This window comes from Pantoea sp. ICBG 1758, assembly GCF_002928325.1.
GTDB classification, from domain to species: domain Bacteria; phylum Pseudomonadota; class Gammaproteobacteria; order Enterobacterales; family Enterobacteriaceae; genus Pantoea; species Pantoea eucrina.
In genome coordinates, this window is sequence record NZ_POWL01000003.1 from 329969 (window position 1) to 345403 (window position 15435).

A 15435-nucleotide genomic window follows, 5' to 3' on the forward strand; every position below is an offset into this window, starting at 1 on the left:
CTATAGTGATTTCACTCTGCATATCAAGAGCGCGCGACAGGGCGCGCAGGAGAAGCGACAGCATGAAAATTGCTTTTGACGTGGACGTTATCCGGGATCTCGGCATTACCCGGATGGTGCATCAGGTGGCGGAATGGGGCTATAAATATATTGAGCAATCACCCCATCCGCAGATCAATCCCTTTTATAAACACCCCAAAGCCAGCCGCGAAATCCTGCGTGAATATAAAAATGCGCTGAACGCCACCGGCACCGAAATCTCTTCCTTCATCACGGTTTATCGCTGGTCGGGACCCGACGAGCTGCGGCGTCAGGCGGCGGTAAAAAACTGGAAGCGCATGATTGAGATTGCGGTTGAAATGGGCGTGCAGGTTATCAATACCGAACTCTCCGGCAACCCTAATGAGCCAGAGATCTGCGAAGAGATGTTCTACCGCTCTATGGAGGAGCTGCTGCCGATTGTCGAGCGTGAAGGGATCCGCATTGAAATCCAGGCGCACCCGTGGGATTTCTGCGAAGAGAACAATGAAACAGCGGATATCGTGAAGTCGTTTCGCAGCGATAACGTGAAGTATATCTATAGTGCGCCCCACACCTTCTATTATGACAAAGGCAAAGGGGATGTGAAAAACATGCTGCACTACGCTGGCGACGATCTGTCGCATATGCTGATCGCCGATACCATGAACCACACCAAACACTGCCGCTACATTGTGAATCCGCCCGGCGTGGACGCAACCATCCATCAGCACGTCGCGGTGGGAGAAGGGGAAGTCAACTTCGATGCGCTGTTTGAAGCGCTGCGCGAGATGGATTTTGCCCGGCGCAGCTTCAAAGTCGGCGGTGAGTCGATTATCTCAGCGGCGCTGTTCGGCTATCCGGAGAAGATGCGCTATCAGGCGGTAGAGACGCGCGAACTGATTGAGCGCGAACTGCTGAACCTCTGATTGCCGCATCGGGTAGTATTCTCCCCCTGGGCCCTGCAGGGGGAAACGCACCGCTTACATCGCGCCAGGCATCACCGCGCCCTTCTGCAGCGGCACTATTATCATCGCCATATCAACAGCAAAGCTGCGGATCTCCTCCTTTAGCTCACACTTCAGAATGCCCTGTCTTGTCAAAATATCCCGTTCTGGCAGGCTGTCAGAACGCAGTTTTTTGATGGAATTCACTCGAATGAAAGCAACCACGCTGGCCGGACTGGCTAAGCGCGCAGGCGTTGGCGTCGCAACCGTGGATCGGGTCCTGAACGATCGCGGGGGCGTCTCGCCCGCGATGACGCGAAAAGTGCTGCAGGCGGCCCGGGAGGCGGGCTTAAAACGTATTCTGCCGGAGGAGCATCGCCACAGCTGGCAGATAGAGGTCATCCTGAGCGGCAACGGCTCATTCTTCTTTCAGCAGCTGGCGCAGGAGTTTGCCCGTCTGGCAGATGCGCTGGGCTACCGGCGGGTCCGGCTGCATCGCACGCTTATCCCGGAAGATGCGCCGGAGAAGCTGGCGGCCCATATCGATGCCGGCAGTAAAAGAATGGACGGGCTGATTGTTTTTGCCCACGCCAGCCCGCTGATTTATCAGGCGCTGGCCAGCTGCCAGGCGCGGGGCGTGCCGGTCATCACGCTGGTGAGCGATCTGCCTGACGCGCCCCGGCTCTGCCATGTCGGTATCGATCAATACAAAGCGGGACGCACGGCGGGCCTGATGCTCGGCAGCATGGCGGCCAGTACAGGGGATGTGGTGCTGATCAGCGGTCGCGCTGACTACCTCGCGCACCAGCAGCGTATTGAAGGTTTTCAGCAGGTGCTGGCTGAGCGCTTTCCGCAGCTGCGACTGCGTGGGATCCTCGCCGGCCAGGACGATCGCGAACGCATCAGCCGGCTGCTGGAAAAAACGCTGGCGGGATCGCGCCAGATCGCCGGACTCTATAACACCGGCATGGGCAATACCCAGATTTATGAAGCGCTGGCGCGCCACCGGCTGTGCGGCAGCACGGTTTATGTGACGCATGAACTTTATGCAACTACGCGCCAGCTGCTGCAGCAGCGCATCCTGACCCTGACCCTCGATCAGAACACGCAGCGCCACGCTGAACTCGCTCTGACCCTGCTGCTGCGGCATCTGGAAGAGCGCGAGCAGCCTGATACTTACGCGCCGGGCAAAGTCGACTTTATGCTCTATACCCAGGAGAACTGTACCTGATCCCGCAAACCCGCTCACCGCCAGCGCGGTTAAATCGGCGCGGAATTGCGCTGCTACACTCAGTGGCAGCGCAACGCTCACGACCATAAGGTGAAATGACGATGTCAGATAATCAGTATCAGCCCGCAAAAGTCTGGACCTGGGAACCGGAAGCCAAAGGCAACGGCGCCAGCACGAACCGCCCTGCCGCTGGCGCCACGCATGAGCAGGCGCTGCCGGTCGGGAAGCATCCGCTGCAGCTCTACTCGCTCGGTACGCCAAATGGTCAGAAGGTCACTATTCTGCTGGAGGAGCTGCTGGCGGTGGGCGTAAAAGAGGCGGAGTATGACGCCTGGCTCATCCGCATTGGTGAAGGCGATCAGTTCTCCAGCGGTTTTGTTGATGTGAACCCTAACTCTAAAATTCCGGCGCTGAGCGACCACTCCGTGACGCCACCGCAGCGGGTGTTTGAATCAGGTAATATCCTGCTCTATCTGGCGGAGAAGTTTGGCTACTTTATTCCGGAAGATGTGGCGGGCCGCACTGAAACCCTGAACTGGCTCTTCTGGCTGCAGGGTTCTGCACCCTATCTTGGCGGCGGCTTTGGCCACTTCTACCACTATGCACCGGAGAAAATTGAATACGCCATCAACCGCTTTACGCTGGAAGCGAAGCGTCAGCTGGATGTGCTGGATCGCCAGCTGGCGGATCACCGTTTCCTCGCAGGTGACGCCTATACCATTGCGGATATCGCGACCTGGCCCTGGTATGGCAACCTGGTGCTGAATGGCCTGTATGGTGCAGCAGAGTTTCTGGATGTGCAGGCTTACACCAACGTGGTGCGCTGGGCGAAAGAGATCGCGGAGCGTCCGGCGGTAGTACGCGGACGTAAAGTTAATCGCGCCTTTGGCGCTGAGCCGCAGGATCAGCTGCTGGAGCGGCATGACGCCAGCGATTTTGAACACAACACCGAAGATAAACGTCAGGCACGGGGAGAGAAGTAATGACCGCTTACATGGTAATGATTAAGGATGAGACGCTGGACAAAGATGAGCTGGCAACCTACTCACAGAAAGCGGGCGACGCGCGTGGCGATCATCAGATCACGCCGCTGGCTTTTTATGGCGAGCAGGAAGTGCTGGAAGGCCGGGATGCCGAAGGCGTTGTCGTTCTGGCATTTGCCGATATGGACGCCGCGCGCGCCTGGTATCACAGTCCGGCTTATCAGGAAGCGAAAGCGCACCGCGTGAAAGGCGCTAACTACCGCGTTATCCTGGTCAACGGGGTCGCATAACGCGCCGACGCCAGGCAGACCGGCTGCCGGTCTGCTGATGTGCCCGGCGGCGTGATGCTGCGCCGGGCACCCTCATCTACACGCCGCTTTCATTCTCCAGCTTTTGCCGTTTGCGCAGATGCGGGAAAAGCGTCATCCAGACGGCGACCACTATCAGCGTACCTATTCCGCCCAGCGCGGCCGCCGGTACCGCCCCCAGCCATGCGGCCAGCAGGCCAGATTCAAACTCCCCCAGCTGATTGGACGTATTGATAAAAATAGCGTTCACGGCGTTGACGCGACCACGCATATCATCCGGCGTATCGAGCTGGACCAGCGCACCGCGGATCACCATACTGACCATATCAAATCCCCCCAGCGCAGCCAGCGCCAGCAGCGACAGCCAGAGCTGAGTGGAGAGCGCAAACAGCAGCGTCGCCAGACCAAAACCGGCTACCGAGCCAAACATAATCATACCGACGTGCTTCTCCAGCTTATTACGGCTGAGCCAGACGCCCACCACCAGCGCTCCGACTGACGGTGCGCCGCGCAGCATGCCCAGCCCCCACGGCCCGGTATGCAGAATATCCTGCGCAAAAATCGGCAGCAGCGCCGTGGCCCCGCCCAGCAGCACGGCAAACAGGTCAAGCGAGATCACGCCCAGCACATCTTTGCGCTCGCGAATAAAACGCACGCCAGCGAACATATTGGTCAGGTTCATCGGCATGCGCGACTGCGGCGGCCGCGCGTAGCGCAGGCGGCTAATCAGTACAATAGAGAAGAGATAGAACAGCGCGGAAACGCCATACACCACTTCAGGCCCGGCGACATAAAGCAGGCCGCCCAGCGTCGGGCCGACGATCACCGCCGCCTGACCGCCTACTGAACTGGCAGCCATCGCACGGGCCAGAACCGGCGGCGGCACCAGCGCCGGCAGCATAGAGGTGATAGCCGGCCACTCCAGCGCCTTTGCCACTGAGATCAGAAACACCAGTCCCCAGATCTCAACGCTTCCTGCCCAGTGCAGCAGCGTCAGCGCCACCAGCCCAAGCAGCGCTGCCCACTCAATCAGTTGTCCCACCAGAACAATGCGACGACGGTCGTGCTGATCGGCCAGATGACCAGCCGGCAGCGCCAGCAGTACCGAGGGTAAAAACTGCATTAAGCCGATCATACCCAGCGCCAGCGCACTGTGTGTCAGGGCATAGATTTGCCAGCTGACCGCCACTGAAAACATCTGAAAGCCGAATGACGAGCAGGTGCGCGCCAGCCAGAAAGCCACAAACGGTCGATGCCGCAGCAGAGAGTCTTCTGCAGCAGAGCTTTTTATACCTGTCATGCGATCCCATCCTGAAATGATTAACTGATTAGCGTCATTGCACTAATCTGGTCAGAAGCCAGGCAGTGACTTCTGTTATCGTTTTGTCTCTCTGAGCGTGCGTGATATCACTCTGGCAGGCAATGGCAGGTTGTGCGCTTTTGAAACAAAAACTTAACTGCCTGGCAGATAAACATTGGTCTCTATATATCAGGAGAGTGATTGTTATTGATTGAATACCGGTATTGATTTATTGATTACTGAATTAACAGCTTAATTATCCCTTTTAACGCCAGGAATATCTCTGTATCAGAGACAGGTAAAAAAAGGTGATTTAACACTCTCTTTCGATCTATATTAGCCGCCGGTAAATTTCAGTCATAACACGCATTTATAATAAAACATATCTTTCCGGTTAATAATTTTTTTGCAGAGATACATGAAAAACAGTACTTATAATCCTTATGTTACTGAGCGTATTCATCGCTTTGACAACACGCTGTGCGGCGTGTGTTATTCAGCACCCTTTATGCATTGCGAGCAGGACGCTGATACATTACTTAATGGACATAACATAATTGCTTTGCATAATCAGTTGCCTGATACCCCTGAACTAATAATTATTCCGCTGGCGGGAAATAGCCTGATGGAATTTTTACGTGCCCCGGAAAATTATCCGATGCTGCAGGCTGCCCACGTCCGTCTGGCAATTGATTATGCAGGGCTGCTACAGGGTGGTGCCCCTCTGCTTGCCGTTGCGCACCACTTCTCATTCTGGCTGTGCGATCTCGCGCCGCCGGGAACAGAGTGGAAAAAGATCGTGGCGTTTCCATTTAGCGGTGTGGTTTTATCCGAGGATTTTTTTAACGATAATTACCTCAAGTTCAGCTTTCCGTTTTTAATTGAGTCTCTGAGAGAAAGAGAAGCAGACGTTATATTACGCACCGCACAGCTGACGCTGAATAGCGAACATTACCAGCGCCTGCAGTTAAGCGGCTGGCAGCAGCAGCGCACACCCGGCACGCTTTTTTAGGGTAACCGTTTACACAATCTGCTACTTCGCGGCGCAGCCACCTGATTTGATCGGAATTAACGCCGCTATTCCGCCATAAAATGTCGTGTGATTTGGTCCGACAGAGTTAAAACCGCTAAAAAAAGCAAACTCGTTAACGTTTTTAAGATAAAATTTAACGCAAAGGGATCATCTGGCGTCACGGAAGAACGCTGCGTGAACATTTCTGCTCACTTCGTACTCTATGTCGGGAAACAGCCTGAAGCGTTGTTTCCTTTGTTTTTCTATGGCAAAGAAAGAGGTCAATATTATGGGGAAAGCTTCCTCATCTTTTGGCGTAATCCGCCTGCTCACGGTGCTGTTCGCACTGCTAACGGGCGCGTTTATGCTGGTTGGTGGCATTTGGTTAGCCACCATTGGAGGTTCCTGGTACTACGTTATTGGCGGTGTGATGATGCTGATCACCGCTGTTCTGCTCTGGCGTCGCAGCAGCGCCGCGCTGCTGCTGTATGCGCTGCTGCTGCTTGGCACGCTGATCTGGGGCGTATGGGAAGTCGGCTTTGACTTCTGGGCGCTGGCACCGCGCACCGATGTACTGGTGATTTTCGGTATCTGGCTGATCCTGCCTTTCGTCTATCGCACGTTCAATCCTGCCGGCAGAGGCGCGATGCTGGTGGCGCTGATTGCCAGCGTACTGGTTCTGGCGTGGGCTGTTTTCCACGATCCGCAGGAGCTGAATGGCGAGCTGCCCGCTGCAGCGACCACCCCGCAGACTCAGCCTATCAGCAATATTGCTGATGCTGACTGGCCGGCGTACGCGCGCGATCAGCAGGGTACCCGCTTTTCTCCGCTGAAGCAGATCAATGCCAGCAACGTCAAAGAGCTGCAGGTTGCCTGGCAGTTCCAGACCGGCGATCTGAAAAATGCTAACGATCCGGGTGAAATCACTGATGAAGTGACGCCGATTAAAATCCGCGACACGCTCTATCTCTGCTCACCGCATCAAATCCTCTTTGCGCTGGATGCTACAACCGGTAAACAGAAGTGGAAGTTTGATCCGGCTCTGAAGCAGAATCCGACCTTCCAGCACATCACCTGCCGCGGCGTTTCCTATCATGAAACCCCTGCAGCAGCGGATAGCGCGGCAACTCAGCCGGCACTCTGCGCACGTCGCATCTATCTGCCGGTCAATGATGGTCGTCTGTTTGCTCTGGATGCGGAAACCGGCGAACGCTGCCCGGCATTTGGTAACAACGGTGAGCTGGATCTGCAGCACAAGCAGCCGGTTACCACCCCTGGTCAGTATGAACCGACCTCACCACCGATTATCACCGATACCACTATCGTGATCGCCGGTGCCGTAACCGATAACTACTCTACCCGTGAGCCATCAGGTGTCATCCGCGGCTTTGACGTCAACACCGGCAAACTGCTGTGGGCATTCGATCCGGGCGCGAAAGATCCTAACGCGATTCCGGAAGATGAGCACACCTACACCCTGAATTCACCGAACTCATGGGCACCGGCGGTTTACGATCCGAAACTGGATATCGTTTATCTGCCAATGGGCGTCTCTACCCCGGATATCTGGGGCGGCAACCGTACGCCTGAGCAGGAGCGTTATGCGAACAGCGTTCTGGCGCTAAATGCCACCACCGGTAAGCTGGTCTGGTCTTATCAGACCGTGCATCACGACCTGTGGGATATGGACCTGCCTTCTCAGCCGACGCTGGCTGATATCACCGACAAAGATGGCAACACCGTTCCGGTGATCTACGCGCCGGCGAAAACCGGTAACATCTTTGTACTGGATCGCCGCAACGGCAAGCTGGTTGTACCGGCACCGGAAACCCCGGTTCCGCAGGGCGCAGCGAAAGGTGACCACGTATCACCGACGCAGCCTTACTCTGAGCTGACCTACCGTCCTAAGCAGAATCTGACTGACAAGGATATGTGGGGCGCGACGATGTTCGACCAGCTGGTGTGCCGCGTGATCTTCAAGCGCCTGCGCTATGACGGTCCGTTCACGCCGCCGTCTGAACAGGGTACGCTGGTCTTCCCGGGTAACCTCGGTATGTTTGAATGGGGTGGTATCGCCGTTGATCCACATCGTCAGATTGCCATCGCTAACCCAATGGCGCTGCCGTTTGTCTCGAAGCTGATCCCACGCGGACCGGGCAACCCGGCTGAGCCACCGAAAGGTGCGGAAGGCGGCTCCGGTACTGAAACCGGCGTGCAGCCGCAGTATGGCGTGCCGTTTGGCGTTGAGCTGAATCCATTCCTGTCACCTTTCGGCCTGCCGTGCAAACAGCCAGCCTGGGGTTACATTTCAGCGGTGGATCTGAAAACCAACGAAACCGTGTGGAAAAAACGCATTGGTACCGTGCGCGACAGCGCGCCACTGCCGCTGCCGTTTAAGATGGGTATGCCAATGCTGGGCGGCCCAATCACTACCGCGGGACACGTTGCCTTTATCGGCGCAACGGCAGATAACTATCTGCGTGCGTTTGATACCAACACCGGTGAAATGCTGTGGCAGGCGCGTCTGCCAGCCGGTGGTCAGGCAACGCCGATGACCTATGAAGCGAACGGCAAGCAGTACGTTGTCATTGCAGCTGGCGGTCACGGTTCGTTTGGCACCAAACTGGGCGACTACGTGGTTGCCTATGCGCTGCCTGATACGAAATAACCTTTCGTAACAGCAGAATAAATCAGGCGGGCCGGTGGCCCGCCTTTTTTATGCGCTCTGTCTCTCCTGCACCACGCCGCGTACCAGTAAAGCACACAGCGCCATCATCAGCGCGGTGAGCAGAAACACCGGCTGCATGCCAAACGCTCCGCTCACGATCCCGCCGCAGAGCGGTCCGGTCACCTGCCCGGCATACTGTGCCGAGGTCGCATAGCCCAGCATTTTTCCCGTCTGCTGCTGCGGGACGTGGTGGCGTATCAGCGTGGTAATGCAGGGCAGCAGTCCGCCCAGCGCCACGCCCATCAGAAAACGCAGGCCGGTAAGCTGCCATACGTGGCTGATAAACGCCTGCGGGATCAGCAGCAGCGCGCTGGCCGCGAGCCCGGCAAGCAATACTCGCCCGTGCCCGATGCGGTCCGCCAGCCGCCCGGCCAGCGGCGCAGCAAGAATACTTCCCAGCGCCGCCGCCGCCATCACAATCCCGGCGTTGACGGTTATCGCGTGCTCGCCCTGCACAAACTGCGCAATATAGAGCGTGATAATAGGTTCCACTGACATCGTGGCAAACATCATCAGCATGGCCGTGAGCCACATCAGTCGCACCACCCGAAGATTCGCCGGCGGCTCATCAGCGGCCTGCCCTGCCGTGGCTGCGCCTTTGGGCTGCCGCGGTGCCTCTTTCAGCAGACACGCCGTGCCGAGAAACGCGAGGAAGATCGCCGCGCCCGTCAGCCAGAAGGTGTGACGGATGCCAATCAGCGGCGGCAATATTCCGCCCAGCAGCGGCCCCGCGACGTTGCCCGCCATAATGCCTGCTGAGAGGATACCCAGCGCCCAGCCGGTGTGGGCTTTTGGCGTCTGCGCAGCGACCAAAATCGTGGATCCGGAAGCGTATCCCCCCAGCAGCCCGGCCAGCAGGCGCAGCGCCACCAGCTGCCAGGGTGCAGTGGCCATACCAATCAGCGACATGGCTATCGCCATGCCGAGGCTGGCGCGGATCAGCATCAGTTTGCGTCCGTAGCGATCTGCCAGCCGGCCCCACAGCGGCGCCGTCAGCGCGGCGCTCAGAAACGTGGCCGCATAGGCGGCACCCGACCAGCGGGCGATCGCCGCCGGCTCCTCAACCCCAAGCTGCTGAACATAGATCGGCAGAAACGGCAGCAGCAGCGTCATGGCGACGATAGTGGTAAATGACCCCAGAGTGCAGACCAGCAGGTTGCACTTCCAGTGTTGCTGTTCAGCTGTTAATGATACTGAAGCGTGTGACATACCCTCTCCCGGCGGTTGTTTTTATCAGGCTACCTGCGCGGAGAGAGAGAAAACAGAGGGTGCCGGAGAGTTACCTGCCAGCCTGCCACTGTTGCCAGCGAGCAACAGTCAGGGCACCTGCAGTGCGGTGATCAGCGCATCGCAAAGCTGTGTAACCGGAGAGGAGGGCTGCGGCTGCTCTTTCAGCAGCAGGTAGCTGTGAAAGCGGTCCATTTGCCAGTCGCTCAGCACCGGCTGGATATCGCCGCGCGCCAGCGCCTCACGCGTCATATAGGAGGGCAGATAGGCAATGCCGCCGCCGGCCAGCGCCGCGTTAAGCAACGCCATGCTGTTGTTAGCGCGGAAGCGGCTGCGCACCTCCAGCGCCAGCCGCTGCTTATCACGCCGGAACGGCAGAGCGGCGGTATGGGCCGGCCCGTGGAACAGCAGCAGGTTGTGGCGCGTCAGGGTACGGGGATGATCAATCAGCGGATGCGCGGCAAGGTAGCCGGGTGTAGCGTAAAGGCCCCAGTCGATGATACTGAGTTCGCGCCAGGCGCCTCCCTGCGGCGCGCGGCTGCGGACCACAATGGCGACATCGGCATCGGGGTGAGGGTCTTCGCTGGTGGTGAGATCCAGATCCACATGCAGATGAATATGCCGGCGAATAAAGGCGTCCACCACCGGCGCCACGCACTGGCAGCCAAAGGTTACCGGAGCCTGCAGGCGAAGATTGCCGGCCGGCAGCTGGTGCAGCTGCTGCACAAACGCATCCGCCTGATGCAGCTCATCCAGCATGCGCAGGCAGAATGGGTAGTACGCCTGCCCGTGGCCGGTCAGCGCAACATGACGTGTGGTACGCTGCAGCAGTTTGATCCCCAGCCGCACCTCCAGCCGGGCAATTTCACGGCTGACATAGGATTTAGAGACGCCGAGAATACGCGCGGCTTCGCTGAAACTTTGTTGCTCCGCCACGTGCGCAAACAGCAGCATGGCTGTCAGATTATCACCAGGGTTCATGGGTCCGGCTGTCAGAGAAACATGACCCGCAGCTTAAAAGGTATTGCGCCGTTCTGCACCCGATTTTCTTTCCGCTGCTGGCCGGTCATACGGCGACGGCAAAAGGCAGCAGCAGCCGCTCCGGCTCAACGCGACGCTGACGACGCAGCTGGCCTGGCGTAATGCGAAAATAATTTTTAAAGGTGCGGGTGTAGGCCTGCTGCGTATCAAAACCGTAGTTCATGGCGACCTGTAAAATGGCGTCGTCGCTGTTAAGCAGCGTTAATGCCGATTCAGTCAGACGGCGCTGGCGGATATACTCAGCCAGTGAAAAACCGGTGTGCTGACGAAACAGACGCTGCAGATGCCAGCGTGAATAGCCCGATCGACGCGCCACCTCATCCAGATGCAGATCGTGACCTAAGTTATCTTCAATCCACTCCAGTAAACTACGGATAAACTCTCGCTGATTCATCGCACCCTCCGGCTTAACAGACTGTTCCTGAAGAGCCACTGTAGCGCAGGAGATTTATCCCTTAATTAGCGAAGAATTAGCGCAGAATTAGCAAAGCGCGCAGCGGTAAAATTCAGCGGTGATAATTTTTCGCTAAGAATGCAGCGTTACACTGCCCACACTGATAAGGAGACTCCATGCGCGTGCTGCTGGTAGAAGATGATGAGATGATTGGTGCCAACCTGCAGCAGGCCCTGGAAGCCGCAGGCTGGTCGGTGGACTGGGTGCGCGACGGCCGGTTTGCCTCGCACGCCTGGTCGGAAAGCAATTACACCTGCGTGCTGCTCGATCTTGGCCTGCCGCGTGAGGATGGTATCGACGTATTGCGGCGTGCCCGCGCCCGCGGTGATATGACGCCGGTGCTGGTGCTGACCGCCAGGGACAGCGTTGCCCAGCGCATTCAGGGGCTGGATAGCGGCGCGGATGATTATCTGCTCAAGCCCTTTGATCTGCAGGAGGTGCTGGCACGTATGCGCGCTATCACCCGACGCCGCCACGGTGCCGCCGACTCGCTGCTCGGCAGCGGCGACGTGCAGCTGGATATGATGACGCGGGAAGTGCTCTATAAGGGCCAGCGTGAACAGCTTACCGCTCGCGAATATGCACTGCTCTATGCGCTGCTGGAGCGGCCCGGCGCGATCCTTTCACGCGAACAGCTGGAGAATCGCATCTATGGCTGGGGCGAAGAGGTCACCAGCAACGCCGTTGATGTGCTGATCCACGGCATGCGGCGTAAACTGGGCAACGAAGCGATTCGCAACGTGCGCGGCCTTGGCTGGCGGGTACCGGCACAATGAAAAATTTTACGTTTCTGCGCTCCCTGCGCAATAAGCTGCTGATGAGCCTGGTGCTGCTGCATCTGGCGATGATTGGTGGCGTGACCTGGTACTTTTTCCACTGCTACGGCGACATGATGGGCTCAATGAAGGACGATCAGCTCGCAAAAGTGGCCGACGTCTGGTCAGCCAGTCAGACCATGCCCGCGCTGATCCCGACGATCCTCGATCAGGACCGGCTCAAAAGCGCTTACATCGTCCAGCTGTGGGATACGCATAATCAGCTGCGTGCCAGCTCGTGGCCGGCGCTGAAAGCCCCGCTGCAGGCGGTGCACGGCTGGTCCGATTTACGCCTTGGCGACTGCGGTGACGATTGTGAATGGCGCGTCTATACCCGCCCTGGCGAAGCGGGCAGTGAAATCGGCACGGTTCAGGTGCTGCACAATATCGGCTATATGAAAAGCCTGATGGTAAAACGCGTGCTCTCGGCGGTGATCCCGCTGATCCTGATGATGCCGCTGTCGCTGCTGCTGATCTGGCTGATCGTACGCGCCATTACGCGCAATCTGCTGGTGGCATCCCGGCAGATCGCGGCGCAGGAGAGCCTGCACCCGCATACGGTATCGCCGGATGGCCTGCCTGACGAAGTGCTGCCGCTGGTCGCCGCCTATAATGCGCTGCTGGATAAACTGCGCGCCGCCTGGTCCGCCCAGCGGCAGTTTCTGGAGGATGCCGCGCATGAGCTGCGCACGCCGGTCACCGCCGTTACGCTGCAGCTGGAGAATCTGCGCCAGCATATTCAGCCCGGCGAGGCGCGCCGTCAGTTTGATCAGCTGGAAGCGGGCGTCAGCCGCACCCGTCATCTGGTGACGCAGCTGCTGGATGTGTCACGTCAGGAGGATCGGTCCGCGGTGCCGGTCGCGGAAACGATCGAACTCGACGATCTGCTGAAAGAGAGTATTGAGCAGCTGATGGTGGTTGCCGATAAGCGCGGCATCGATATCGGCTATAGCGGCAGCACGCGTTACCGGCTGCAGGCCAGCCGCTCTGAGCTGCGCACTCTGTTTGATAACGTCATCGGCAACGCAATGCTGCATACGCCAGAAGGAAGCCTGGTCGATGTGCTGCTGCACCGCACAGGCGATCGTACGGTGGTCGATATCGTCGATAACGGTTCCGGTATGCCGGAATCGTTTCTTGAGCGGGCGTTTGACCGCTTTACCCGTTCACCGGACGTGCAGGCGCAGGGCAGCGGTCTCGGCCTGTCGATTGTGCGCAGCGTGGCGCAGAAGCATCAGATGCAGGTGGCGCTCTCTAACTGTCTTACCCCTCAGGGCGAGCGCTGCGGACTGCGGGTGCGGGTGACGTTGCCATAGGGGCTGGCGCTGAGCCGCGCGGGGCTGATTGCGGCAGCGCGCGGCACCGGAGGGGTTCCGCCCGCCAGCGCAGAGGGGCGCTAAGCAGTGCGCGGCACTGAGGGGGTTCCGCCCGCCAGGCTTCTGGCAGTTTCAGCGGCATCTCCGCACGCGGACGGGCTAAGGGGCGGGTGGGCGCGCCCCTTAGAAATCCGCGCCCCGCGCCGTCCTCGCGAATTCCCGGACTTATCCCTCCGGCCTTAACGGACCGCGCGGATTCGCTCCTGCTCACCCCGCGCTCTCGCCGGCGTCCTGCCGGCTCGCCCTGGCCGTCACTCTGCGCCCGGCGCTGCGGATAGCGCCCCTCCTCCCCGCCTGCAAATTCTTCGTTTCTTTTTTAAATTTGGTTTGGTGTGCGCAGAGGCTTCTCTACAGAACCTTCAGCCATAAGACACTTGTTGAAGAGAAAAAAAGCAGCAGCGGCGGGAAGCGCCATCCGTGTCCGCCGAGGGAGGGCACGGTTCCGGGATGAGCCGACAGGACGTCGGCGAAAGGGCGCGGTGAGCAGGAGCGAATGGCGGCCGGTCCCCGGGAAGCGGGCGTGAGCGAGGGAACCGCGCAGCGGCGGACGGGGCTGGCGCAGGGCCGGGGAGTGCAGAGGGCGCGGCCAGGCGTCCTCTGCCCGGTCGCCGTGCCGGGGCAAAGGCAGCCGCCGCAGCTGACGGCGAACGGAACCGGCCCCGGGCCCCGTAGCGAACGGAACCTGCCCCGGTGCAGCATCGCCGTGCCGGGGCACAGGCTGCCGCCGCCGCTGACGGCGAACGGAACCGCCTCCGTGGCGAACGGAACCGGCGCTTAACCCGGAACCGGTGCCCGTAGCAAACGGAACCGGCGTCCACGCCCCACTCCCAATCGTATCTCTTCGCGACCACGTAAACGGTTGCGGAGTTCCGTTCGCTGCAGATAGAATATGTGACAATTGTCACAAAATAACTGAATCCTATTGCAACACTTTTTGACAAATGTGATGAAAATCTATTTTCTAACGCTCTGTTACAGGCACATTACGCGGGCCTGAAGGCTGGCAGTCAGCACGCGTTATCGCCGCATACTGCTCAATACCCGGGAACGTACTCATTCGATCGTGGCATCTCTGCGGCGATCCTCAGCAAGTGGTCAAACAATAATGAAATTTAAATCGTTGATAGCAGGTGCATTACTGATTGGTAGCGGAATGGGCGCAGCGCAGGCAGAGAGCGACCCGCAATATCTGTCTGACTGGTGGCATCAGAGCGTAAACGTGGTGGGCAGCACCCATACCCGTTTCGGGCCGCAGTTTAATAACGACGTCTACCTGGAATATGAAGCCTTTACCAAACAGGAGTGGTTCGATTTTTACGGCTACATCGATTTGCCAAACTTCTTCGGTGCGGGCAACAGCAACGCCAATGGCATCTTCGATCACGGCACGCCGCTGTTTATGGAAATTGAGCCGCGCCTGTCGCTCGACAAGCTGGCGGGCACCAGCCTGGCATTCGGTCCGTTTAAAGAGTGGTTCTTTGCCAACAACTATATCTACGATATGGGCCGCAACAGCGACAACCGGCAGAACACCTGGTATATGGGTCTCGGTACCGATATCGACACCCACAGCGATGTCGGTCTTTCGCTTAACGTTTACGCCAAATATCAGTGGGAAAACTACGGCGCGGCCAACGAGAACAGCTGGGATGGTTACCGCTTCAAGGTAAAATACTTTGTGCCAATTACCGACCTGTGGGGCGGCAAGCTGAGCTATATCGGCTTCACCAACTTTGACTGGGGCTCCGATCTGCGCGATAAATCTGACCGCTCGCGCACCAGTAACTCTGTTGCCTCAAGTCATATTTTATCACTGAACTACGACCACTGGCACGTCTCTGCCGTTGCGCGTTATTTCCATAACGGCGGTCAGTGGGCGGATGGTCAGGAGCTGAATTTCGGCAATGGTCCGTTTGAAGTGAAATCAACCGGCTGGGGTTACTATCTGGTGGCAGGTTACAACTTCTAAGTGCGGCAGTTTTGCCCCGCCGGATG

14 protein-coding genes are annotated in these 15435 nt (G+C 58.3%); 9 read left to right on the top strand and 5 right to left on the bottom strand.

From position 1 onward, the window contains the following. Positions 1-62: 62 nt before the first annotated feature. Positions 63-947 (top strand): sugar phosphate isomerase/epimerase family protein, encoded by an 885-nt coding sequence (locus C1Y41_RS13285; RefSeq protein WP_039382117.1) that lies wholly within the window; start codon positions 63-65, stop codon positions 945-947. Positions 948-1001: 54 nt separating this feature from the next. Here the strand turns inward: C1Y41_RS13285 and C1Y41_RS20040 are convergent, their stop codons facing one another. Beyond that, positions 1002-1172, bottom strand: coding sequence for a hypothetical protein (locus tag C1Y41_RS20040; RefSeq protein ID WP_158249869.1), 171 nt, complete (start codon positions 1170-1172; stop codon positions 1002-1004). A 4-nt stretch (positions 1173-1176) separates the two neighbouring features. On the opposite strand from C1Y41_RS20040, the gene C1Y41_RS13295 reads away from it, so the two are divergent. From C1Y41_RS13295 to C1Y41_RS13305, 3 genes are all read left to right on the top strand, one after another. Beyond that, positions 1177-2196, top strand: a complete 1020-nt coding sequence (locus C1Y41_RS13295; RefSeq protein WP_104085603.1) for a LacI family DNA-binding transcriptional regulator — start codon at positions 1177-1179, stop codon at positions 2194-2196. A gap of 101 nt (positions 2197-2297) precedes the next feature. Continuing rightward, positions 2298-3179: a glutathione-dependent disulfide-bond oxidoreductase gene (gene yghU / locus C1Y41_RS13300; RefSeq protein WP_104085604.1), complete on the top strand. Its 882-nt coding sequence runs from the start codon at positions 2298-2300 to the stop codon at positions 3177-3179. Continuing rightward, positions 3179-3469 (top strand): DUF1330 domain-containing protein, encoded by a 291-nt coding sequence (locus C1Y41_RS13305; protein WP_039382107.1) that lies wholly within the window; start codon positions 3179-3181, stop codon positions 3467-3469. The genes yghU and C1Y41_RS13305 overlap by 1 nt, the downstream gene beginning before the upstream one ends. A 76-nt stretch (positions 3470-3545) precedes the next feature. On the opposite strand, the gene C1Y41_RS13310 is transcribed toward C1Y41_RS13305, so the two are convergent. After that, positions 3546-4787, bottom strand: coding sequence for an MFS transporter (locus tag C1Y41_RS13310; RefSeq protein ID WP_039382105.1), 1242 nt, complete (start codon positions 4785-4787; stop codon positions 3546-3548). A gap of 418 nt (positions 4788-5205) precedes the next feature. On the opposite strand from C1Y41_RS13310, the gene C1Y41_RS13315 reads away from it, so the two are divergent. Together C1Y41_RS13315 and C1Y41_RS13320 are read left to right on the top strand one after the other, a co-directional pair. Continuing rightward, positions 5206-5799, top strand: a complete 594-nt coding sequence (locus C1Y41_RS13315; protein ID WP_039382101.1) for a hypothetical protein — start codon at positions 5206-5208, stop codon at positions 5797-5799. 289 nt (positions 5800-6088) lie between these two features. Next, a complete protein-coding gene (locus tag C1Y41_RS13320) occupies positions 6089-8467 on the top strand; it encodes a glucose/quinate/shikimate family membrane-bound PQQ-dependent dehydrogenase (protein WP_071669153.1) in 2379 nt (792 codons plus the stop codon). 48 nt (positions 8468-8515) lie between these two features. On the opposite strand, the gene C1Y41_RS13325 is transcribed toward C1Y41_RS13320, so the two are convergent. From C1Y41_RS13325 to C1Y41_RS13335, 3 genes are all read right to left on the bottom strand, one after another. Further along, positions 8516-9736, bottom strand: coding sequence for an MFS transporter (locus C1Y41_RS13325; RefSeq protein WP_104085605.1), 1221 nt, complete (start codon positions 9734-9736; stop codon positions 8516-8518). Positions 9737-9844: 108 nt separating this feature from the next. Then, entirely contained in the window at positions 9845-10735 is an 891-nt protein-coding gene (locus C1Y41_RS13330) for a LysR family transcriptional regulator (RefSeq protein WP_071669146.1), read from the bottom strand. A gap of 85 nt (positions 10736-10820) precedes the next feature. After that, a complete protein-coding gene (locus C1Y41_RS13335; protein ID WP_039382095.1) occupies positions 10821-11189 on the bottom strand; it encodes a helix-turn-helix domain-containing protein in 369 nt (122 codons plus the stop codon). Between the two features lie 176 nt (positions 11190-11365). On the opposite strand from C1Y41_RS13335, the gene C1Y41_RS13340 reads away from it, so the two are divergent. The 3 genes from C1Y41_RS13340 (at position 11366) to C1Y41_RS13355 (ending at position 15409) form a co-directional block, all read left to right on the top strand. Further along, complete coding sequence (locus C1Y41_RS13340) at positions 11366-12025, top strand: response regulator (RefSeq protein WP_039382093.1); 660 nt, start codon at positions 11366-11368, stop codon at positions 12023-12025. Continuing rightward, the gene (locus C1Y41_RS13345; protein ID WP_071669147.1) at positions 12022-13380 is read left to right on the top strand and encodes a HAMP domain-containing sensor histidine kinase; all 1359 of its coding nucleotides are present in this window, start codon (positions 12022-12024) and stop codon (positions 13378-13380) included. Before C1Y41_RS13340 ends, C1Y41_RS13345 begins: the two co-directional genes overlap by 4 nt. Before the next feature lie 1165 nt (positions 13381-14545). Then, positions 14546-15409, top strand: a complete 864-nt coding sequence (locus C1Y41_RS13355; RefSeq protein ID WP_039382084.1) for a nucleoside-specific channel-forming protein Tsx — start codon at positions 14546-14548, stop codon at positions 15407-15409. Positions 15410-15435: the final 26 nt, after the last annotated feature.

Excerpts from the sequence above, each read along its gene's own strand:
- C1Y41_RS13285 (WP_039382117.1), top strand. The coding sequence starts at position 63 with ATGAAAATTGCTTTTGACGTGGACGTTATCCGGGATCTCGGCATTACC.
- C1Y41_RS13295 (WP_104085603.1), top strand. The coding sequence starts at position 1,177 with ATGAAAGCAACCACGCTGGCCGGACTGGCTAAGCGCGCAGGCGTTGGC.
- yghU (WP_104085604.1), top strand. The coding sequence starts at position 2,298 with ATGTCAGATAATCAGTATCAGCCCGCAAAAGTCTGGACCTGGGAACCG.
- C1Y41_RS13305 (WP_039382107.1), top strand. The coding sequence starts at position 3,179 with ATGACCGCTTACATGGTAATGATTAAGGATGAGACGCTGGACAAAGAT.
- C1Y41_RS13310 (WP_039382105.1), bottom strand. The coding sequence starts at position 4,787 with ATGACAGGTATAAAAAGCTCTGCTGCAGAAGACTCTCTGCTGCGGCAT.
- C1Y41_RS13315 (WP_039382101.1), top strand. The coding sequence starts at position 5,206 with ATGAAAAACAGTACTTATAATCCTTATGTTACTGAGCGTATTCATCGC.
- C1Y41_RS13320 (WP_071669153.1), top strand. The coding sequence starts at position 6,089 with ATGGGGAAAGCTTCCTCATCTTTTGGCGTAATCCGCCTGCTCACGGTG.
- C1Y41_RS13325 (WP_104085605.1), bottom strand. The coding sequence starts at position 9,736 with ATGTCACACGCTTCAGTATCATTAACAGCTGAACAGCAACACTGGAAG.
- C1Y41_RS13330 (WP_071669146.1), bottom strand. The coding sequence starts at position 10,735 with ATGAACCCTGGTGATAATCTGACAGCCATGCTGCTGTTTGCGCACGTG.
- C1Y41_RS13335 (WP_039382095.1), bottom strand. The coding sequence starts at position 11,189 with ATGAATCAGCGAGAGTTTATCCGTAGTTTACTGGAGTGGATTGAAGAT.
- C1Y41_RS13340 (WP_039382093.1), top strand. The coding sequence starts at position 11,366 with ATGCGCGTGCTGCTGGTAGAAGATGATGAGATGATTGGTGCCAACCTG.
- C1Y41_RS13345 (WP_071669147.1), top strand. The coding sequence starts at position 12,022 with ATGAAAAATTTTACGTTTCTGCGCTCCCTGCGCAATAAGCTGCTGATG.
- C1Y41_RS13355 (WP_039382084.1), top strand. The coding sequence starts at position 14,546 with ATGAAATTTAAATCGTTGATAGCAGGTGCATTACTGATTGGTAGCGGA.